The organism is Butyrivibrio sp. XPD2002, from assembly GCF_000423945.1.
Taxonomy (GTDB): domain Bacteria; phylum Bacillota; class Clostridia; order Lachnospirales; family Lachnospiraceae; genus Butyrivibrio.
In genome coordinates this window covers 1-20,704 of sequence record NZ_AUIY01000032.1, presented here as the reverse complement: position 1 = coordinate 20,704, position 20,704 = coordinate 1, and the positions used below count along the sequence as shown (strand labels likewise).

General features: G+C 40.4%; 19 protein-coding genes, 1 tRNA gene, 1 rRNA gene and 1 pseudogene. 21 read left to right on the top strand and 1 reads right to left on the bottom strand.

What is annotated here, in order from left to right:
• Positions 1-273 precede the first annotated feature (273 nt).
• Genes G587_RS0114605 through G587_RS22940 form a run of 5 tightly spaced genes read left to right on the top strand, consistent with a single transcriptional unit; the run spans position 274 to position 7,436 of the window.
• Entirely contained in the window at positions 274-3,201 is a 2,928-nt protein-coding gene (locus G587_RS0114605) for a type I restriction endonuclease subunit R (protein WP_026492873.1), read from the top strand.
• On the top strand, positions 3,201-4,793 hold the full coding sequence (locus tag G587_RS0114600) for a type I restriction-modification system subunit M (protein ID WP_035786890.1): 1,593 nt from the start codon (positions 3,201-3,203) through the stop codon (positions 4,791-4,793). Before G587_RS0114605 ends, G587_RS0114600 begins: the two co-directional genes overlap by 1 nt.
• A gap of 12 nt (positions 4,794-4,805) precedes the next feature.
• On the top strand, positions 4,806-5,978 hold the full coding sequence (locus G587_RS24640; protein WP_051201063.1) for a restriction endonuclease subunit S: 1,173 nt from the start codon (positions 4,806-4,808) through the stop codon (positions 5,976-5,978).
• A gap of 9 nt (positions 5,979-5,987) precedes the next feature.
• Positions 5,988-6,788 (top strand): hypothetical protein, encoded by an 801-nt coding sequence (locus G587_RS24635; protein ID WP_051201062.1) that lies wholly within the window; start codon positions 5,988-5,990, stop codon positions 6,786-6,788.
• Positions 6,789-6,821: 33 nt separating this feature from the next.
• A complete protein-coding gene (locus G587_RS22940; RefSeq protein WP_035786888.1) occupies positions 6,822-7,436 on the top strand; it encodes a recombinase family protein in 615 nt (204 codons plus the stop codon).
• A gap of 203 nt (positions 7,437-7,639) precedes the next feature.
• Here G587_RS22940 and G587_RS0114585 read toward each other — a convergent pair whose 3' ends face one another.
• Complete coding sequence (locus tag G587_RS0114585; RefSeq protein ID WP_026492871.1) at positions 7,640-7,915, bottom strand: hypothetical protein; 276 nt, start codon at positions 7,913-7,915, stop codon at positions 7,640-7,642.
• 329 nt (positions 7,916-8,244) lie between these two features.
• Between G587_RS0114585 and G587_RS22935 the strand changes: the two are divergent.
• From G587_RS22935 to G587_RS0114500, 16 genes and pseudogenes are all read left to right on the top strand, one after another.
• Positions 8,245-8,883 (top strand): annotated as a pseudogene (locus G587_RS22935) (CpaF family protein); the annotation flags it as partial.
• Positions 8,819-9,583 carry a type II secretion system F family protein gene (locus tag G587_RS0114575; RefSeq protein WP_081679469.1) on the top strand — a complete coding sequence of 255 codons (765 nt, stop codon included), beginning with the start codon at positions 8,819-8,821 and terminating at the stop codon, positions 9,581-9,583. The pseudogene G587_RS22935 and the gene G587_RS0114575, both read left to right, overlap by 65 nt.
• Positions 9,584-9,595: 12 nt before the next feature.
• Positions 9,596-11,074, top strand: a complete 1,479-nt coding sequence (locus G587_RS0114570; protein ID WP_026492869.1) for a type II secretion system F family protein — start codon at positions 9,596-9,598, stop codon at positions 11,072-11,074.
• A 60-nt stretch (positions 11,075-11,134) separates the two neighbouring features.
• Positions 11,135-11,377: a Flp1 family type IVb pilin gene (locus G587_RS26885; protein WP_035786885.1), complete on the top strand. Its 243-nt coding sequence runs from the start codon at positions 11,135-11,137 to the stop codon at positions 11,375-11,377.
• A complete protein-coding gene (locus G587_RS0114560) occupies positions 11,355-12,800 on the top strand; it encodes a DUF5702 domain-containing protein (protein WP_196812584.1) in 1,446 nt (481 codons plus the stop codon). The genes G587_RS26885 and G587_RS0114560 overlap by 23 nt, the downstream gene beginning before the upstream one ends.
• Before the next feature lie 298 nt (positions 12,801-13,098).
• Complete coding sequence (locus G587_RS0114555) at positions 13,099-13,755, top strand: hypothetical protein (protein ID WP_155829563.1); 657 nt, start codon at positions 13,099-13,101, stop codon at positions 13,753-13,755.
• A gap of 15 nt (positions 13,756-13,770) precedes the next feature.
• On the top strand, positions 13,771-14,250 hold the full coding sequence (locus G587_RS0114550; RefSeq protein WP_026492866.1) for a prepilin peptidase: 480 nt from the start codon (positions 13,771-13,773) through the stop codon (positions 14,248-14,250).
• Positions 14,237-14,728, top strand: a complete 492-nt coding sequence (locus tag G587_RS0114545) for a pilus assembly protein (RefSeq protein ID WP_026492865.1) — start codon at positions 14,237-14,239, stop codon at positions 14,726-14,728. Before G587_RS0114550 ends, G587_RS0114545 begins: the two co-directional genes overlap by 14 nt.
• A gap of 3 nt (positions 14,729-14,731) precedes the next feature.
• On the top strand, positions 14,732-16,096 hold the full coding sequence (locus G587_RS0114540) for a DUF6382 domain-containing protein (protein WP_026492864.1): 1,365 nt from the start codon (positions 14,732-14,734) through the stop codon (positions 16,094-16,096).
• 63 nt (positions 16,097-16,159) lie between these two features.
• The gene (locus G587_RS0114530; protein WP_026492863.1) at positions 16,160-17,161 is read left to right on the top strand and encodes an SCP2 sterol-binding domain-containing protein; all 1,002 of its coding nucleotides are present in this window, start codon (positions 16,160-16,162) and stop codon (positions 17,159-17,161) included.
• 20 nt (positions 17,162-17,181) lie between these two features.
• Positions 17,182-17,880, top strand: coding sequence for a rhomboid family intramembrane serine protease (locus tag G587_RS0114525; RefSeq protein WP_051201060.1), 699 nt, complete (start codon positions 17,182-17,184; stop codon positions 17,878-17,880).
• Positions 17,877-18,284, top strand: coding sequence for an HIT family protein (locus G587_RS0114520; protein WP_026492861.1), 408 nt, complete (start codon positions 17,877-17,879; stop codon positions 18,282-18,284). The genes G587_RS0114525 and G587_RS0114520 overlap by 4 nt, the downstream gene beginning before the upstream one ends.
• A gap of 44 nt (positions 18,285-18,328) precedes the next feature.
• Positions 18,329-19,171 carry a fumarate hydratase gene (locus G587_RS0114515; protein WP_026492860.1) on the top strand — a complete coding sequence of 281 codons (843 nt, stop codon included), beginning with the start codon at positions 18,329-18,331 and terminating at the stop codon, positions 19,169-19,171.
• A gap of 107 nt (positions 19,172-19,278) precedes the next feature.
• Positions 19,279-19,830, top strand: a complete 552-nt coding sequence (locus G587_RS0114510) for a Fe-S-containing hydro-lyase (protein ID WP_026492859.1) — start codon at positions 19,279-19,281, stop codon at positions 19,828-19,830.
• Positions 19,831-20,001: 171 nt separating this feature from the next.
• Positions 20,002-20,089, top strand: a tRNA-Ser gene (locus tag G587_RS0114505).
• Between the two features lie 467 nt (positions 20,090-20,556).
• Positions 20,557-20,704 (top strand): 16S ribosomal RNA (locus G587_RS0114500); the annotation flags it as partial.

Here is a 20,704-nt window from a genome sequence, read left to right as displayed (position 1 = left end):
TTCATCTTTTTAATGGGAATCAGACATCATATTATGAAGGATCAAAACTTTTAAGCTTTGAAAATCTGTTATTTTGTTGGTTCGAAACTGAACGTTAGTGTCTTCTGATATTCTTATATCATATGCTTAAATGTAAAGTCAGTGTGTACCCTGGCTTTACAATAATTTAATAATTATTTGATGCTCAAAATTGTAAAAACAGGGTGTATAATTACATTTACATATTGCAACTATTATTGCACAAATTCAATTTTACAAAATGGGGGCTAAAACATGCCAAAGGTTCAGTCGGAATACGAGGTAGAAATTAAGTTTATTGAGCGTCTTGAATCCATAGGATACGAATATCTTGACCTCAAAGACTATGATGCGGTGTTATCCAATTTCAAGAAACAGCTTGAAATCTTTAACGAGAAAAAGATTTCTGCCGAGAAAGGAACATCAGAACTTTCTGATAGTGAATTCAGCAGAGTTCTTAACTATATTGATAATAAGAGCGTGTACGAATCTGCGAAGATCCTAAGGGATAAGTTCGTACTACCGCTTGATAACGGTAAAACCGTTTATCTTGACTTCTTCAGCTTTGATACAGACAGGAATATTTATCAGGTGTCTCACCAGATCACTATGGATCCGGCCCATAAAGATGATGTCCGTTACAAAAACCGCTACGACGTTACGGTTCTTATCAACGGCCTTCCCCTTGTTCAAATCGAATTAAAGCGTCCCGGTGTTGAGATTAACGAGGCAATCAACCAGATTAACAGATATAGGAAGTTTTCTTTTAGAGGGATATTCAGATATCTTCAGATATTTGTCGTATCTAATTCCGTACAGACCAAGTATTTCTGTAATGAAAATGAGATGGATGGCGGAATGTATAATCCTATTCTTAAATCACTTGTTTTCTTTTGGACAGATAAGAACAATACCAGAATCAATACCCTTGAGGATTTTACTTCTGAATTCTTCAGAAAGGCAGCTATCACAGAAATGATTGATAAGTACATGGTCATCAAGACTGCAGAACCGGTACTTATGGTAATGCGTCCTTATCAGATCTATGCTGTAAAGGCTGCAAGAAAGCGTGTATTAGAAGCTAATCAGGACGGATATGTGTTTGCCTGCACCGGATCCGGCAAAACACTTACATCCTTCAAACTTGCTCAAGACTTGAGAGACGAGCCTTCGATAGATAAGGTTGTCTTCCTGATAGACAGGAAAGATCTTGATGATCAGACAGTCGACGAGTACAACAGCTTTGAAAAAGACTGTGTCGATAATTCTGATTCAACCAAAGTCCTTGTAAAGCAGTTGCAAGAGACAGATAGAAAGCTCATAGTAACCACTATCCAAAAGATGGCACATGCTGTTAATTCTAAACGCTATGAAAAGCTGATGGACAGCTATAAGGATAAGAAAGTTGTGTTCATCATAGATGAATGTCACCGTTCACAGTTTGGGAAGATGCATGCAGATATTGATAGGCATTTTGCAAGAGCTAATTATATAGGATTTACAGGTACTCCTATATTTGAAGCAAATAAAGGCTCTAATAAAATGACTACTGCTGACCTTTTCAATGCTGGCCTTAAACCCGATGGGACTAAACGAGAGTCTTGTCTTCATAAATACATGATCAAGGATGCTATCGCAGATGGCAATGTCCTTAGGTTCTCTGTTGAGTATCAGCGCACGATATTTGCACACAATATCAAACTCAAGGGAATTGACGCAGAATCTCTTGATGACCCTGAGTATTGCAAGAGACACAATATCGAGCTCGATAATCTGTACCATGATGATGAACGTATTAACAAGATAGCAAAGCATATTTTCGATCATCATGAGCAGCACGTACACCCACAGGGCGTGGATATATATACATCCCTGTTTGCGGTAGATTCTATCAAGACACTCGGTAAATACTACGACATCTTTAAAGAACTTAACTCTCAGAGAGATGAAAATGACAAGATAAAGGTAGCAGCTATATTCAGCTATGGGCCGAATGAGGATATGGACGAACCGGGAGATGAGCACTCCTCCGAGCTTTTACAGCGTTGCATGGATGATTATAACAAGCTCTTTGGTACGTCCTTTGATCTTGATGGATTCGACGGTTATAGGAAAGATATCTCAAAACGACTTAAGCAGAAGAACCTTCCGCAGGTAGATATCCTTCTCGTAGTTAATATGATGCTTACAGGATTCGATGCAAAGCCTCTGAATACGCTCTATCTTGATAAAAACCTGGTATGGCATACGCTTGTGCAGGCTTATAGCAGAACAAACCGTGTAGACAAAAAGACAAAACAGTTCGGACAGGTCATAACTTACAGAAACATCAAGAAATGGCAGGACGATGCATTAAGATTGTTCTCCGGTGACGGAGATCCAAATGAGTATCTTCTACAGAGTTATGAGTTCTACGTGCAGAAGTGGCTTGATCAGGTGCCGATACTCAAAAAGGTAGCTGAAACCGTAGATGATGCCGGACAGCTCAAGAGCGAGGATGAGATCCGTATGTTCATCATAGCTTTCAGGACACTGGTAGGAACACTTGCTACCTTAAAGACATTTTCCAAGTTTGATTGGGCTGATCTCGCTGTGGCTCTTGATGAGGACGAATACGAAGGTTATAAGAGCTGGTATCTATTTTTTAAGGACCAGACGATACCTCCGAATCCCAAGGTACCGGTACCTGTTGATGTTGATTTTGATATAGATCTTGTGAGGACAGATAGAATCAATGTCGTTTATATACTGAACCTCCTCAAGTCTGCAAACAAAAAGAAGACCGAAGAAGAAAAGAAGAATGATCTTGATCTTGTTCTCAGGGAAATAGATCGCTCAGATAACGAGTCTCTTCGTGCCAAGAAAGATGTCATGACCGCTTTCATCAAGACAAGATTTTATGACCTTCCTGAGGATGCAGATATTCAGGAGGCATTTGATGAATTTGCAAAGGAATACCAACAGGCTGAAATGGAAGAATTTGCTTTCAATAACAACCTTGACTACGAAACAGTCAATGGAATACTGACAGAATACATGTTTAATGGCTCTATTTCTGATGAGAGTATCAGACAGAGGCTTGCAGATTATCATCTTGGTCTCCTAAAGCTCACGAAGATTACTGCTGATATTAAGAGTTTTGTTGAGACTATATATAAAAAGTTTAAAGCGGAGGGTGAATAATGGCAATCAATACTGACAAAGTACAGCAGCAGGCGGCAGACCTGTCAGCTCAGTTATGGGCTATAGCAAATGATCTGAGAGGCGGAATGGATGCTAACGAATTCCGTAACTATATCCTTGGTACCATCTTTTATCGTTATCTTTCAGAACGCACAGAGATGTACATGCAGGAAATTCTTAAAGAAGACAATCTTACCTACGAAGAAGCTTTTACGAATGAAGACTTCAAGCCCATTGTAGAACAATGGAGCATAGAACATCTTGGCTACATCATAAGACCGGAGAATCTTTTCCGTGAGCTTAATCGCAAGATAATTAAGCCGATGGGCGACGGGGACAAGTTTTCTGTTGAAGATTACGAACGTGCTGTAAATGAGCTTACCGGTTCAACCCTTGGTCATCGTTCAGAAGCTGCATTCAGCGGACTGTTTGATGACATGAGATTACAGGATACCAGACTTGGCGATACTGTATCAGAAAGAACAGATAAGATAGGCAAGGTAATTGCTAAGATCGGTGAGATTGACATGGATCTCCATGACCAGGAATTCGATGTGCTTGGTACAGCATACATGATACTCATCGGACTGTTCCAGAGCGGCGCCGGAAAGAAGGGCGGCGAATTCTTCACTCCTGTCGGCCCCAGTACACTTTGTGCTACTCTTGCTGCAATCGGTCTTGATGAAGCAAAGACTGTCGGTGATTGTACATGTGGTTCAGGCTCCATGCTCCTTGATGTAAAAAAGCACCTTACAACAGGAAGAGTCGGTCACTTCTACGGACAGGAAAACAATCCGACAACATACAACCTGGCTCGCATGAATATGCTAATGCATGGAGTCGATTACCAGAACTTTGATATCTATAAGGGTGATACCCTTACAAATGATCTGTACGGGGAAGATTTGAAACTTACTGTACAGGTATGCAATCCACCATATAGCTTAAAATGGGATGCAAAATCCGAATACCTTGATGATCCCAGATATTCAGGTGTAAACAAGCTCGCTCCCAAGTCACATGCAGACTTTGCCTTCCTTCAGCACATGGTATACCACATGGAGGACGAGGATGGCCGTGTAGCCGTTCTTCTCCCTCATGGTGTACTTTTCAGAGGAGGAGCTGAGGAAGATATAAGAAAATGGCTTATCTGTAATATTAACAGACTCGATGCTGTCATCGGTCTTCCTGCGAACTTATTCCATGGCACTTCCATACCTGTATGTATTCTTGTTCTGAAAAGCAAGAGAAACGGTAATTCTGACAATATTCTCTTTATTGATGCGAGCAAGGACTTTATCAAAGGTAAGAATCAGAACGAGCTGTCAGATGCACACATACAGCACATAATCGATGCCTATGTTAAACGCGAGAATGAGGATAAGTTCGCTTACAAAGCAATAATGGAAGAAATTGAGGCTAATGATTACAACCTCAATATACCAAGATATGTCGATACTGCTGAAAAGGAAGAGGAAATCGACCTTACTGACGTAACTGCTTCAATCAAATCCATAGATGCTGAAATCGGGAAAACTTCAGATGAACTCAGACAATCGTTTAAAGAACTGGGACTAGAATTCCCATTTTAAGAGGTGCGCTATATGAGTGAAAGAAAAAAACCAAAATTAAGATTTCCTGGATTCACTGACGATTGGGAACAGCGTAAGTTAGGAGAAGTATCAAGCTTTATCACAAAAGGGGCTACGCCAACGACATACGGATATGAATGGCAAGACGAGGGTATTCCGTTTTTCAGAAATGACTGTATAAAGGATAATATCTTTGTCTATGGTGATTATTCTTATATTTCAGATGAAGCGAATGCTGCATTAAGTCGTTCAGAAATAAAGGGCGATGATATATTGGTTGCAATCACGGGGGATATTGGAAAAGCTGGTATAGTACCTAAAAACATTGAAAAAGCTAATATTAACCAGCATATTGCAAGAGTTAGAATTGAAAAGGATGTTATTCCTTATTTTGTATACCAATCACTTATTACAGAAGGTCAACAAAGGAAATATAAGCAAATTAAAACGGGATTATCTATGCCCCAATTGAGTCTTGAACAAATAAGAGACACTGTTATTCTTGCCCCTAGCATAAATGAACAAACCAAGATTTCTGACTTTATGGAAAATCTTGACAACCTTATCACCCTTCATCAGCGTAAGTGTGATGAAATTCTGAGATATAAAAAAGCGATGCTTCAGAAAATGTTCCCCAAGGACGGAGCAAAAATACCAGAAATCAGATTTCCTGGTTTTACTGGCGATTGGGAACAGCGTAAGTTGGAAGCTGTTGTTGATTCTGTTGATACTGGTAAGAGCAAATTTGATAAAGAAGGTTCATCAGGAGAATATCCTATTCTTGGTTCAACATCAGTAATTGGGTACGATGAAGAGTATGATTATGAAGGAGATTTTATCTTAACTGCTCGTGTAGGTGCGAATGCAGGAAGTCTTTATCGACACGCTGGCAAGGTGAAAATTAGTGATAATACTGTGTTTATACAAGCATCGCAGAATATAGAATTCCTCTATCACCTGCTTACTCAATTTGATATAAAGAAACTTTCATTTGGCACAGGTCAACCACTGGTTAAAGCGAGCGAACTGAAAAATTTAGAGTTGATGATGCCCAGAGATATAAATGAGCAGATGAAAATTGGGGACTATTTTAAGCAGCTCGATAACCTTATCACCCTTCATCAGCGTAAAGTGGCACAGCTAAAAGAGCTTAAGAAGGGACTTCTGCAGCAGATGTTTGTATAAGAGGTATATATGGCAGATAAAAATAGAGAACGACAAGCAATAAATGTTGTCCTAAAGCATGCCTCTCAGCTTGAAGGTTATACAGATATCTCTGCTTTGGATCAGGAAAGACCAGACTTTCTATTTCGTAAAGGTAACAGTATTATTGGGCTTGAACACATGGATATTCCTATCCTGCCCTTATGTGGACAGGATACTGAGAAGCTCTTTGAGAGTAAGGTTGGCAGACTGTATAACAAATGGAAAGATTCTTATAGTGAAAATATGTCTGGTGCTGTAAAAGATATAGAATCGCATATAAATGACAAGCTGAAGGCATATGCAGATTTTAATCATACAGATTACCTGGTTAATTGTGCTCGCCTATTAGGCATACAGACTAATCCAGAAGAGAAACGGCATCATAACGCTACCAAATACTTAGAACTAATTCGGGCTCGTTTCCCTGATTGCGATATAAAGATTGGCTTCATATTGGATATAGCCTATAACAAGGATGATATTACACATTTTCAATACCGCGAATCACCATATCACGACTTTCATACGCAGAGATGCCTGGATTTCCCCTTTACTTGGGTATTTATCACGCTTTTAGCGTTAGTTAAGGATGTAAACGCTTTTTATATTGTCTGGCATCCTTATAAAGACTACAAAAGCAAATACGTAAGATTCTATGACATACATTTTAATGACAACAAGACACTCAAAGAGTTGAATGTTTCAAAGATTTGGTGGGAATTTGATATGCCAAAGGAAATGAAAAATCGCATTGTTAAGCTTAATCCCGAAACAAGCAACGAAGAATAATCGCAGTTATAATGCGATACGAGGAGATAGTCTATGGCTGCCAAAACATATTATTATGCCCGTGTCTCATCTACATCTCAAAACTTGTCTCGTCAGATTGAAGCCTTTAAACAGGACGGTGCCGATGAACACGATATTATAACTGAAAAGAAATCAGGCAAGGATCTTGACCGACCTGAGTATCAAGCCATGAAGTACCATATGCTTCGTGAAGGCGATACTCTGGTTGTTATGTCCCTTGACCGCCTTGGCAGAAATAAAAATGATATAAAGGGCGAGCTTGAGTATTACAGATCTCACAATATTCGTGTGCGGATCCTCGATATCCCTACTACCAATTTTAAACCTGCAGAAGGACAGGAATGGATCCTTGACATGGTAAACAACATCCTTGTTGAGGTTCTTGCATCGCAGGCAGAGCAGGAACGCCTTACGATCCGCAAACGCCAGGCTGAAGGCATCGCAATAGCCAAGGCCGCAGGAAAATACAAGGGCGGTCAGCCAAAACAGATTGATGAGGAAAAGTTATCAGAGCTATATAAGGCCTATATGACACGTAAAATCAGTAAGTCCAAAATGGCTATGGAACTAGGCGTCAGCAGACCCACAATGGACAAGATTCTGGAAAGGCGTCATCTTAAGGACTGATATAAAACAAAGACTCCATCCCACATAAGGAATGGAGTCTTTTTCTGTCAGGCCTGCAATATCACGTAACTTCTTTATCATCTGCATAAGGCTTGCCCCATTAACGCAGGGAGCATACGAGGATACCATTAACTTATTTTTACTATAGGAGGTGATGATATATGATTATTAGGAATTATGGTAGGTATAGGATGGATCAGAACTTACTCATCTGAGTCTTCGTCGTTCGCTTCGTTCTCTTTGTGTACAGACACTTTCTTACTCCCGTCAGCCTTGCTTTCATAATCAACACCATATCCATGTCCCATGATCAGGTCAAGGACAGAGTAAAAGAAATAACAGACAATGGCTATCGGGCCAACTTTTTCAACAACATCAAACGTTCTGTCAACCAGATGGTTATCTTCGGTAGAGGGTGTCTCCTCTACAACAACATCGGTTACATCCTCTTCGGGAATTAATTCATTCTTATTCTCCATTTATTCATTTCCTTTCATATAAATCACATAAATAGTTACCTCCTTATGCAGTTTGGAGTCTTTGCTCCTATATATAATTTATCATTACGCATATCCATAAAACATGTTTGGATTAGCGATATATACACATATAATCTACCGGAATATGTCAGTAAGACACGGGTAATTCCACCTTCTGTCTGTTGAATTATTAATGGTGAAAAAAGCTGTAGGCAAAGACTGTTTTTAAATAAAACATGAATTATTATCTTTGCATCTTAGCTAATTTTTTGTCTAACGATAAATGAAGGTTAATATGATGTTCTTTAGACAATAATTAAAAAATTGATAATGGAAAGACTACATTCTTAAATGCATTATCTGACAGCATTCCAAAGGATGAGCGAGTTATTACGATAGAAGACAACGCTGAGCTTCAGATAAGGCATGTCCCCAACCTTGTTAGGATGGAGACACGCAATGCCAATGTGGAGGGATGTAAGGAAATCACCATTCGTGACCTTATAAAATCTTCGCTCAGAATGAGACCTGACAGAATTGTCGTTGGAGAGGTCAGAGGTGATGAGTGCGTAGATATGCTACAGGCTATGAATACCGGTCATATATCAATGTCGACAGGTCATGCCAACAGCGCAAAAGACATGCTTTCAAGACTTGAGACAATGTTTCTCATGGGAATGGATATACCCTTGTCAGCGGTCAGAGGGCAGATCGCCTCAGGAATAGATATTATTGTTCAGCTCGGAAGACTCAGGGATAAAACAAGAAAAGTCCTTGAGGTATGCGAGCTGACAGGAAGGATTAACGATATGACAGACGAAATAGAGATTCGGACACTTTATAAATTTCATGAGACCGGCACAAACGAATCCGGGAAAATAGTCGGAGAATGGAGGTGCGAGAATGAACTTGAAAATGTATCAAAGCTGGAAGCGGCGGGTTTTGGAGCTCAAAGTAACAGCGTTTGATATTCCACTTATAGGAAGAAACATTCTTATTCTTTTCATTATCGGAAAACTCTTCTATGGCAGTTTTATTGCATCAATTCTGATGTTTCCACTGTCGATCCCCTGGTTTGTTATTCAAAAAGAAAGAAAGCAGAAGAAAGAAAATCATGATCTTGGAATTCAGTTCAAGGATGCAATGATGTCTGTTCTTGCTGCAGGAAAAGCAGGATATTCTATCGAAAATTCTTTTTCTGAAGCAATACATGACATGCGCATTCTTTACGGAAAAAGTTCGCCTATCTGTAGGGAGCTCCTGCGCATAGAGCAGGGAATTAAGAATAACGTCACCATCGAGGCCATGATCAGGGAGCTTGGAAAAAGAAGCAAAAACAAGGATATAGAAGAATTTGCAGGAGTTTTTGCAATAGCGAAAAGAAGCGGCGGAAATATGACTGACACCATAGAAAGGTGCATCGACGTCATAGGAAAAAGAATGGAAGTTGAAAACGAGATAGACGTCCTTATAGCAGCAAAGCGTATGGAAGCCCAGATTATGGAGGCCGTACCCTTTGGGATCATGACTTATGTCGGTATAACGAACCCCGGATTTTTTGATGCTCTGTACGGAAACATCCTTGGAATAACCGTGATGACAGCCTGTCTTGTGACCTACATCGCAGCATACATACTCATGCAAAGAATAATAGATATCGAGATTTAGAAAGAGACACACATGAAATATATATACGTTTTGTATCTGGTTATTCCCCTGTACATGATGCTTCTGGCTCTCCTTTCATCTGATGAGAGTATCTCCGAGGAAGAAGCAACATCCGGGATTGAGAAACTGTTTATGAAAACAGCCTCCTACATATATAGAAGGTTCTTGAGGAAAAACAGGTTTTTCCTAAGCTCTCCCGGAAGAAGACATGTGAAGGATAACCTAATAAAGCTTGACTCAGAGGGGGACATAAATAAAAAGCTTTCCTCTTATTACATAAAGAAAATTAGCACCATGCTGATACTCATATTCATGGGATCAATGCTTGCAATCCTTGCAGCATATTCTTCGGGCAGGGAATCAAACCTTAATGCTGAAGGCGAAATCATGAGAAGCGACTATGGCAAGGGAGAAAAGGAAGCAAGGCTTGTTGCGGTTGATGAAAATGGTGAAAGCGTCGGAGATTTTTCACTAAAAATAAGTGAGATCGAATACACGAAAGCTGAAGCGGAGAAGCTCTATACGAAGCTTATCAGAGAGCTTTCTACTGTAATAGTTGGAGAAAACAAAGACCTAAACCATGTAAAAGAGGATCTTTATCTTCCTGACAAAATTAAAGGCTATCCCTTCGAAATATCCTGGAAATCCGATAATATCGATGCCCTTCATTCCGATGGGAAGACCATAAATGATGACATTTCGTTCAAAGGAGAAAAGTCTCTTCTTACAGCGACTATTAAATACAAGGATTACGAATGGGAGCATGTCTTTGACGTAAAGGTAATCCCTAAAGACTTTACTGATGAGGAAATCCTGTACCAGGAGGTAAACGAGAGCCTTACGGAAACTGAGGAAGAAACCAGGACTAAGGACAGCTTTTCACTTCCTGCAGATGCTGAAGGAATAACACTTTTCTGGAAAGAGAAGACAGAGGATAACAGCTTTTTGATTCTTCTTATGTCAGTCATTGCAGCAATTTCAATATTTGCTATGGGTGACAAGGACCTTTCAAAGAAGGTTGAGGACAGACGAAAGCAAATGACTTTGGAGTATCCGGGATTTGTATCAAGACTTGTTCTTTATATGGGAAGCGGAATGTCAGTAAGAGCAATCCTTATGAAGTTTTCCAGGGAATATAAAGAGCATATCAGGGAAGGTGGAAAAAAGAGCTTTTTATATGAAGAGATAACCAAAAGCTGCAGAGAGCTTGAGAGCGGAGTCCCGGAAATAAATGTATATGAGCGTCTGGGAATACGCTGCGGCTCACAGCAGTACGCAAGACTTGTGACACTTTTGTCACAAAATCTCAAAAAAGGAAATTCGGAAATGCTGACGCTTCTTCGCGAGGAATCAGATAAAGCCACATTGGAGAGAATGTCCTATGCAAGAAAGCTCGGAGAAGAGGCCGGAACAAAGCTTCTTGTTCCGATGGTAATGATGCTGCTAATCGTAATGGTAGTTATCATGGTGCCGGCATATCTCTCATTCTGACAGAGAGTAATCGCCCACAGGGTGTTACTTATAAATAATATTTCAACACATGGAGGAAAAATGAAGGAAACATTATTAAAAAGGGTTTCTTTATTAGGAGCCCGATCAAGAGACCTGGCATATAGTGCCAAAGAAAAATTTAAGGAACTGATAAATGATGAGTCAGGAATGGGAACGGTCGAAGTAATTCTCATAATCGTTGTTCTCATTGGATTGGTCATAGTTTTCAAGAAGGAGATAGACGGACTTGTTACCGAGATCTTTAAAACAATTAACGACGATGCGGCGAAGGTTACAGGCTGATGCCTATATGACCGTGTATCTGTCACTTTCGCTGACAATAATTCTTGCGCTTATTCTTGCACTCCTACAGGGTGCGAGAAGCGGCGCAGTGAAAATGAAGTCGGAGCTTTCTATGGATATAGCGATGAACTCAGTGCTTGGAGAATATAACAGAGAGCTTTTCGATAAATACGGACTTCTTTTCATCGACACAGCTTACGGAACAAATACAGGGTCAATAATCAAAACAAGAGAGCATCTGGAAGATTATTTTTCAAAGAACTTTGAGATGACAACAATCGGAAAAGTTACAGGAAGAACAACGCTGATGCCGGCAAAGCTCAGTGAGGTGAATATAACGGGTTACTCCTTTGCATCAGATGGCGGCGGAGCTGTTTTAAGAAGGCAGATCCTTAAATACATGGAAGTGGATCCGGTAGAAGCAGCGATTGGAAGCATTCAGGATAATGTGGATGAACTTAAAAGAAGCGGCTTTGATGAAACAGATGTGGAACAGGAAGCAAATGACAACCAAAGTGAGATATCGCAGCCACATTATGCAGATACCGATGGCAACGGTGAGGATGAAACCTATTACGCTGATAACCCTGCCGGACAGGTAACAGCCCAGAAAAGTATAGGAATCCTTTCCCTTGCAGCTCCCGACATAAATGCAATATCTTCAGCTGCAATCGATTCCTCGGTATACGCATCAAACCGCAGCCTTAATAAAGGAACAGGACTTGATGAATCTGAGGATACAGGAATCGGACCGACACTCCTATTTGAGAAATATCTTCATGAAAAATGTGGATGCTATGGGCAGGAGAAGGAAGATACCAGATTAAAGTACGAGCTTGAATATATCTATGCCGGGAAGGACAGTGACTATGCCAATCTTGAAAAGGTGGTCGAAAAACTCTTTCTCTGGAAGGAAGCGGCAAACTTTGCATACATCATGTCAGACGCAGCAAAGCTTGCAGAGGCTGAGGCATTGGCACTTACTGCATCGGTATTATTAACCCTCCCCGAGCTTCAGGAGGTCATTAAGATGGCAATAGTCTTTGCCTGGACCTTCGCAGAGACAATATCGGACCTAAGGATTCTACTCAGCGGCGGAAAGGTCCCGATCATAAAGACAGCTGAATCCTGGAATCTGTCCATCGAAAACATGCTTGAATTCAGGGATCACCTGAAAAATGGCGGCGGGTCAGGACTAAGCTATGAGGATTATCTTAATATGCTCATCTTTATGGAAGGTAAGAATAAGAAAACAAAGAGACTAATGGACATCATTGAGATGAACATAAGAAAAACGGAAGGAAATTCCGGATTCAGGATAGACAACTGCGTAGATGTATTAAGTGCTCAGTTTGATATTAATGGTGCATACAACAAAAGGATAGAAATAGAGCGTGTCTATGGTTACGAGATGTTTGAGTAAAACAGGAGTAGCCAGCGATGGCCTTTTTCAATAAATAATACAAATAGGAAAAAATAAATTGGAAAATAAAATGGAAAATCGTTCGAAGAAATCTATGGTAATTGATAGTTTCATAAAGGACTTTGTGCTTCTTCGGGCCTATCGAAAAAGGTCATCGTTGGCTGCTTCTGTCACAGTTGAGGCATCAATAGTGCTCCCTATATTCCTATTCTTTTTTGTAAATCTTTTATGCGTTTTTGACATTCTAAAACTCCAATGCGATTTGGAAGCAGCCTTACATCAGACAGGCAGCCAGATAATGATCAACAAAGCTGCTACAAAATCCTTTTTAGGATACGGAGAAGGTGGCACAACTGAGGATATAGTGTCCGGCGCAGTAAATGCTGCGATGGCAAGCCGTATGGTTAAGCAATACCTTGGCGAGGACTATTTAGAGCACAGCCCTATCTGCAACGGATCATCAGGACTTAGCTTTGCACAGACAGCCCTGGAATCTGACGGTGATGTCATAGATATTGTCGCAACATATAAGGTACATCCACTCTTTGGAATAGCTGCCTTTAAAAACTTCCCTGTTGAGGGTAGATTTTATGGGCATGCATTTACGGGCTATGACGTTAGAGGCGAAGCCCTGGAGGATGATGAAGAAGAGGATGAGCTTGTATATATCACTGAGAGCGGAACAGCTTATCACAAAAGCCTTGATTGTTCTCATCTTAAGCTTTCTGTCAAAAGCGTCTCCAAAAAAGAAGTCTCATCAAAGAGAAATAAGGACAGAGGAAAGTTTTACCCCTGTGAGTACTGCGGAAAAAGAGCAGGACAAACAGTCTACATAACCAATTATGGAAACAGATACCACAGCGACAGAAACTGCAGTGGAATAAAAAGAACTATAAAAACAGTACGCCTATCTGAGGCAGCAGGCAGAAGTCCATGCAGTGAGTGCGCCAGATAAAAATGAAAGGATTTTATGAAGATGGAAATACTTAATTCAATAGACAGCTATTACGGAACGGAATTAATGTTTAAAGCAATTGCGCTGATCCTGTTATCCTGCGCGGCGATTTTTGATATCAGAAGTAAGAAGATACCGGTATCATTCCCGTTCGTTCAGATTCTGTTGTCCTTCATTTACTGTCTGTATCAGCTGTCAGCGGAAAGAGCAAATATTAATGATCTTTTATTATCACTTTTTCCCGGCGTTCTGCTTATTATTATTTGCTTTATATCAAGGCAGGGACTTGGATTAGGAGATGGCCTTATGGCGCTCTCCTTAGGCCCTGTTATGGGAATGACAGATATGATGCTTGCGATTTTTATAGGCTTTTGCTTTTCAGCCATCGCAAGCGTAATTCTTCTTGCAATGCACAGAGTAAATGGTAAAAGCACACTTGCCTTTATTCCGTTCTTAACTGCAGGAGTGGGGGTAATGAGTTTTGCATTCAATTAATAAAAAGAATAAGAAAAACATCGATGCATATATGACGGTGGAAGCTGCGCTAGTAATTCCTGCAGCGATATTTGGAATCGTACTGATTATTTATATGTCTTTCCTTGTATACGGGAGGTGCATCCTGGCCCAGGACGTCTATATTCTGGGATTCAGGTCAGCCCTCTTATATGAAAAGCAGGGCTATGGCTCACCGACAGAGTATATCGCTGACCATGCATCAGATAAGACAGCAGGGAAATACTTTGGGAGCAGTGCTCCTGAAATTGGCTCCGGTCAAAGTGGGAAAGAAATAACTGTAACTGGAAAAATTCGGACAAATCACAGAGCCTTGTATGGCTATTTTTCAAAAATCCCACAGATCTGGGAGTCCGAGGCAGCAGCTCGCGTAAAAATCAGGAATAATGCTAAAACTGTCAGGCGAATAAAAAGAACCATGGATATTTTCAAGGGACACACAAATAAGGAAAGGGAATGATAAATGGATATACAGTATTTTAAGGATTCTAAGCACAACTATCTAATAATGAAGACAGAGGTAAGTGAGGAGAACCTGTTCCAATATAAGATGCTTGAAAACAACAAGATAAATGGACTTCTTCCATTTACCTTGAGAAACATGGATGAGTGTTACTACCTGTATTACGAGATAGACTCAAGGCAGAGCTTAAAAAACAGATACGACAGGAAAAAGATGTCCTATGAAAAGCTTATGAATTTTTTTAAAGACCTGGTGCAGACTGCCAGGAATCTTGGAGATTACCTGCTTGATCCATGCCATATCATCATATCCCCGGAGGGTGTTTTTGAAGAATTATCCTCCGGACGCTTTTCGTTTATCTATGATCCCGGTCACGAGGAAACTGCTGATGAAGCCTTCATGGAAAGCATAATGGAATACGCAGATATGGAGGATGAAAGGGGTGCAAAGCTGATATATAAGCTTTTGGATTCTATCTATGACGGAAGCGGAATTGATTTTGCATTCCTTGAAAATGTTATAGCAGAAGAAAAGGAAGAACAGCAGGTGAGCTTCATTATTGATGAAGTACCCTCTGATAATTTTCCTAAACGCAATGACTTAGACTTCGATGATGATGAAGACCTTGATGATGACGATGATGAAAAAATCCAGGAAAAGAAGATAAAGATAAAGCTTCCAATAAGCGGGCATTTCCTAATGGCTATGCTTTTTGCTATTGTTGCAGGGATTCTCGTATACCTGAGACATGCGTACATTCTCACTTATGAAGAGAGCATTCTGGATATTGCAGTTTTTATGGTGTCTATCATGATGTCTCTTACATGCTTCCTGATACAGCTTCGGAAAAATGATAAAGCCTTCATCAGGAAAAAGAAGGATGATAACAACGAAGACGACGAAGATAGAGAGATAGAACCTCAGATCACTACATATAAAGAGAAAGAACAGACACCTAAGAAAACGAAGAATAATCCAGCTCCTTATATAAGAAATGAAGCGCCGATTCCGGAGGATGATGACGGAGAAGAAACAGTTTTACTTACAATGGACTTTGGAGAAAGAGCACATAAGCTATATGCTGAGGAGGGATCGGAGCTTAACAATATCGATCTGGGTAGCCTCCCTGTCATAGTTGGTAAGCTCCATTCCTGCTCAGATGTGATCATCAGTGATAAGAGCGTATCCAGAATGCATGCAAAAATCTATAAGCCAGATAAAGGTGAGGACACAGTATGGATACAAGATCTCAACTCAACTAACGGTACCTACATTAACGGGAAAAGACTCATGCCCAACGAAGAAGCTCCTCTTAAGGAGGATGATGAGGTATCCTTTGGAAAATGTGTATATGCATTCCGCTAAAACCAATGAGAATTATGGTATAATAAGCTTTAACTTGATCGAATTTCAAATGGAGAGTGCGGTATGAAAATTAATATTTACTACGGTGGCAGGGGAATCATCGACGATCCTACGCTTTTAGTCCTTTCCAAGATGACGGAAGTCTTTAAAGAGTTAAATGTGCAGGTGGAGCAGTTTAATCTTTTCGAGCAAAAAAATGGAATCACAGCTCTTCCCGGAACAATTAAAAATGCAGATGGAATAATACTGGCATCAACAGTAGAGTGGTTTGGTGTAGGTGGATATATGCATCAGTTTTTGGATGCCTGCTGGCTTTATGGTGATAAAGAAAAGCTTTCAGGCTTATATATGGCGCCCATAGTCATGTCCACAACTCACGGAGAACGTGAGGGAATGATGGAGCTCTCTTCTGCATGGGAGATACTTGGCGGAATACCGCTTGATGGAATATGCGGATATATAGCAGACACTTCTACCTTCGAGAGAAATGAGACCTATCAGAATCTCATCGAGAAAAAGGCAGAGAACATCTACCGTAATATGAATCAGAAGATGGAGTCCCTTCCCACCAGTAATCAGGCTGTAAAGAACAGGGTATCCATAACCAAGATCACAGATCTTACTCCCCAGGAAACAGAGCAGCTTTCACGCTATGTTTCAAATGAGGAATATGTACAAAAGCAGAAAGAGGACATACAGGAGCTCAGCAGCATTTTCAGAGACAAAATGGATAAAGACCATGCAACTGAGCATGCAGCAGATTTTGTGAACGGCTTTAAAAAACATTTTAAACCGGTTGCAGGCATACATGCTATTTACCAGGTGTCTCTCCTTGATCAGCCTAAGGACAAGGACATCATGATCAGAATAGATAACCAGGATATGGAGTGTAAGCTTGGAGAGGCATCTGAGTGCAGCGTTCATGTTTCTATGAACACCACAATTCTTGAACAGATCGTCTCCGGAAGACTTACCTTCCAAAGAGCCTTCATGGAAGGTAATCTCAAGATGAAGGGAGATTTCAAACTGCTTAGAAGTATGGATCAGCTGTTTGAATTTAAGTGATATTGAGCGATTTCAACAATATGGACGAAGAAAGAGATCTATATAAAGAAGAGCAGCGGGAGCAATACATCGAAAAAAAGCAAGAGGACTATACAGAAGCCTTCTGGAACAGACAGATAGGCATACTAAAGTCTTCATATATAAACACGATAATCATTGCTTTGAATATTATCATATTTATATATGGCTTTTTTGCAGGTGGGATGTTTGTGGATAAGTTTGACCACAGAAGCGAACTCATTCTGGCAGGAACAGACTATTACAGACTGGTGTCAGCTATGTTTTTGCATGCAGATGTAGAGCATCTCTTCAGCAATATGCTCATACTCTTTTTTGTTGGAGCCAATGTGGAATATGACCTGGGGCATATTCCTTATGCTTTCCTTTATTTTCTTTCAGGAATAATAGGGAATCTTGCCAGCACATATTGGGACTATAGAACAGGAAACTTTATCCCGGCTATAGGAGCCAGCGGAGCAGTATTTGGCATCATAGGTGCAGTTGCCGTGATTGTCTTCTTCGGAAGGAAAAACCTTAGAAAAGGCTCCAACCTGATGGTGAGACTTGCGCTTATGATAGGGCTTTCAATCTATAGTGGTTTTACAGCAGACAATATAGATAATGCTGCTCATATCGGTGGACTGTTAGGCGGAGTGATAATTGCTCTGCTTATAACAATAATAGGAAGAAAGAAGTATACGATGGAGGAATGGTTATGAAGGATTCAAATTGTATTTTTTGCAAACTTGCTAACGGTGAAATTCCCACAAACTCAATTTATGAGGATGAGAAATTCAATGTAATACTGGATAACGGACCGGCAACCAAGGGACACTGTCTCATTCTGCCCAAGGATCATTATGCAAATCTCTTTGAGCTTCCCGAGGATACAGCAGCTGAAGCTATGAAGCTTGCGAAAAAACTTGCAGCTAAATTAAAAGATAAGCTTTCAGCAGATGGACTCAATCTTGTTCAGAATAACGGTGCGGCAGCAGGCCAGACAGTACATCATTTCCATTTACATATAATACCCAGATATGAAAATGACGGACAGCACATACTCTGGAAACCGACAGAGCCCTCAGCTGAAGAATTAAAGGAGCTCTGCGAGTTATTAAAATAATTAATTGAGCATAGGCGGTACATTATCTACTTCGGAGGAATGCTTTGAGAAATATTTACGTATCAGAAATAACAAAGGCTGTAAAAGAATTGTGTATAGATGCAAACCATAAACTCTCACCGGACATGGAGGAGGCTATAAAAAAAGCAAAAGAACTCGAGAAGTCCGATCTGGGAAGACGCATATTTGATCAGCTGGAAGAAAACCTTAAAATTGCAGGGAATGACCAGATACCTATATGCCAGGACACAGGAATGGCTGTGTTTTTTGTGAATGTAGGTCAGGAAGTACACTTTGAAGGCGGTGTTCTTACCGATGCTATCAATGAAGGTGTACGACAGGGATATACAGAAGGGTATCTTAGAAAATCCGTAGTAAAGGATCCTCTTATAAGAGAGAACACCGGCGATAATACACCGGCAGTTATTCATTATAATATTGTCCCCGGCGATAAGGTTGAGATAACCATAGCTCCAAAGGGCTTTGGAAGCGAGAACATGAGCAGGGTTTTCATGCTTAAGCCCGCAGACGGCGAAGAAGGTGTGAAAAATGCAATAGTGCAGGCTGTTAAGGATGCAGGTCCCAATGCATGTCCTCCTATGGTAGTAGGAGTCGGAGTGGGTGGTACATTTGAAAAGTGTGCGCTTATGGCTAAGGAAGCACTCACAAGAAAAGTCGGAGAGCATTCAAAGATACCCTATGTAAAGGATATGGAAGAAGAGGTTCTTGCAAGAATAAATAAGACAGGAATAGGTCCTGGCGGACTTGGCGGAACAGTTACAGCCCTTGCTGTAAACATCAATACATATCCAACACATATTGCAGGACTTCCTGTGGCAATAAATATATGCTGTCACGTAAACAGACATCGAAGTGTTGTGGTCTAAAAGCAAAATAGTAAATAATACATACTATATATAGAAGAAACACAAATTATTTAGCACATTAAAAAAGCAAAAAGCTTACTATAATAAGTTGTAAAAGGACGCATTACATGGAAAGAAAAATAACAGCACCATTTGATTCAGATACAGCCAGGTCATTACATAGCGGAGATATGGTATATATTTCAGGAGTTATATATACTGCAAGAGATGCTGCCCATAAGAGAATGAACGAGACCTTAGATAAAGGGGAGACTCTTCCTCTTGATATCTCGGGTAACGTCATATACTATATGGGACCTTCACCTGCCAGAGAAGGAAGGCCAATTGGTTCAGCAGGCCCCACAACAGCAAGCAGAATGGATAAGTATGCGCCCAGACTTCTTGATATGGGACTTAGAGGAATGGTAGGAAAGGGTAAACGCTCCAAGGAAGTAATTGATGCCATAGTAAGAAACGGTGCAGTATATATGGCTGCTATCGGAGGTGCAGGCGCACTTCTTTCCAAAGCTATAGTTAAATCTGAAGTTATAGCTTATGACGATCTTGGCACAGAGGCTATCAGAAGACTTGAAGTAAAGGACTTCCCTGCAATAGTTGTTATAGATAGTGAGGGAAACAATCTATACGAAACAGCTATAGAGGAATTCTGTACGGAGTAAACACTACTTATATAAAGTAATTGTCATAATATTATAGTAATGTATAAGTTTTTTGAAATAACATGAAAAGACTTGTTGACAACAATACTTCTACTTTGTATAATTACTTTTGCGTTAATGATACAGTCATTCGCAACAACCAAATACCATTTGGTAGAGGTTTTCAGACATGGAGAAATACTCAAGTGGCTGAAGAGGCGCCCCTGCTAAGGGTGTAGACCGTTCACGCGGTGCGAGGGTTCAAATCCCTCTTTCTCCGTTCAAATTATTCCCCGGTAATTTACCGGGGATTTTTTATTGCAAATTTTCTTCGGAAAATGCCCGAAACCCCTGTAATAAAGCCACATTTTTAAAGTTTTTATAAAAAGTTTAAAAAAATGAAAAAAGTAATTGACACATACAGGGGTGGGTGATATATTTATATTCGCTCGCTGCGAGTGACAGCCGACTGACCGGAAGGTTTCAGCGGTTCACTAGATAAAGCGAACGAAAACAAATTAAAAAGTTCTTGACAGAGAGTTGCCAACATGATATTATATCAGAGTTGCGGCTGACAAGCCAAGACAAAGCACATTGACAATGAAATAGTAATGCAACCCTGAAAATTCCAAAAAGAAATTTCAGAGAACAAAACAACCTAACTAAAGGTAAAACGGACAGAACAAAAGCCAAGCTTAAGTTCTGGTCAGACGAACGATCAAGTCACTTCGGTGATGAGATACATTTAAACGTGAGAGTTCGATCCTGGCTCAGGATGAACGCTGGCGGCGTGCCTAACACATGCAAGTCGAACGGAGATTTAACGCTGATGAGGCTTCGGCGGAATCTTGTTAAATCTTAGTGGCGGACGGGTGAGTAACGCGTGGGCAACCTG

Coding starts and splice junctions, on each gene's coding strand:
- G587_RS0114605 (WP_026492873.1), top strand. CDS start 274: ATGCCAAAGGTTCAGTCGGAATACGAGGTAGAAATTAAGTTTATTGAG.
- G587_RS0114600 (WP_035786890.1), top strand. CDS start 3,201: ATGGCAATCAATACTGACAAAGTACAGCAGCAGGCGGCAGACCTGTCA.
- G587_RS24640 (WP_051201063.1), top strand. CDS start 4,806: ATGAGTGAAAGAAAAAAACCAAAATTAAGATTTCCTGGATTCACTGAC.
- G587_RS24635 (WP_051201062.1), top strand. CDS start 5,988: ATGGCAGATAAAAATAGAGAACGACAAGCAATAAATGTTGTCCTAAAG.
- G587_RS22940 (WP_035786888.1), top strand. CDS start 6,822: ATGGCTGCCAAAACATATTATTATGCCCGTGTCTCATCTACATCTCAA.
- G587_RS0114585 (WP_026492871.1), bottom strand. CDS start 7,915: ATGGAGAATAAGAATGAATTAATTCCCGAAGAGGATGTAACCGATGTT.
- G587_RS0114575 (WP_081679469.1), top strand. CDS start 8,819: ATGAACTTGAAAATGTATCAAAGCTGGAAGCGGCGGGTTTTGGAGCTC.
- G587_RS0114570 (WP_026492869.1), top strand. CDS start 9,596: ATGAAATATATATACGTTTTGTATCTGGTTATTCCCCTGTACATGATG.
- G587_RS26885 (WP_035786885.1), top strand. CDS start 11,135: ATGAAGGAAACATTATTAAAAAGGGTTTCTTTATTAGGAGCCCGATCA.
- G587_RS0114560 (WP_196812584.1), top strand. CDS start 11,355: ATGCGGCGAAGGTTACAGGCTGATGCCTATATGACCGTGTATCTGTCA.
- G587_RS0114555 (WP_155829563.1), top strand. CDS start 13,099: ATGATCAACAAAGCTGCTACAAAATCCTTTTTAGGATACGGAGAAGGT.
- G587_RS0114550 (WP_026492866.1), top strand. CDS start 13,771: ATGAAGATGGAAATACTTAATTCAATAGACAGCTATTACGGAACGGAA.
- G587_RS0114540 (WP_026492864.1), top strand. CDS start 14,732: ATGGATATACAGTATTTTAAGGATTCTAAGCACAACTATCTAATAATG.
- G587_RS0114530 (WP_026492863.1), top strand. CDS start 16,160: ATGAAAATTAATATTTACTACGGTGGCAGGGGAATCATCGACGATCCT.
- G587_RS0114525 (WP_051201060.1), top strand. CDS start 17,182: ATGGACGAAGAAAGAGATCTATATAAAGAAGAGCAGCGGGAGCAATAC.
- G587_RS0114520 (WP_026492861.1), top strand. CDS start 17,877: ATGAAGGATTCAAATTGTATTTTTTGCAAACTTGCTAACGGTGAAATT.
- G587_RS0114510 (WP_026492859.1), top strand. CDS start 19,279: ATGGAAAGAAAAATAACAGCACCATTTGATTCAGATACAGCCAGGTCA.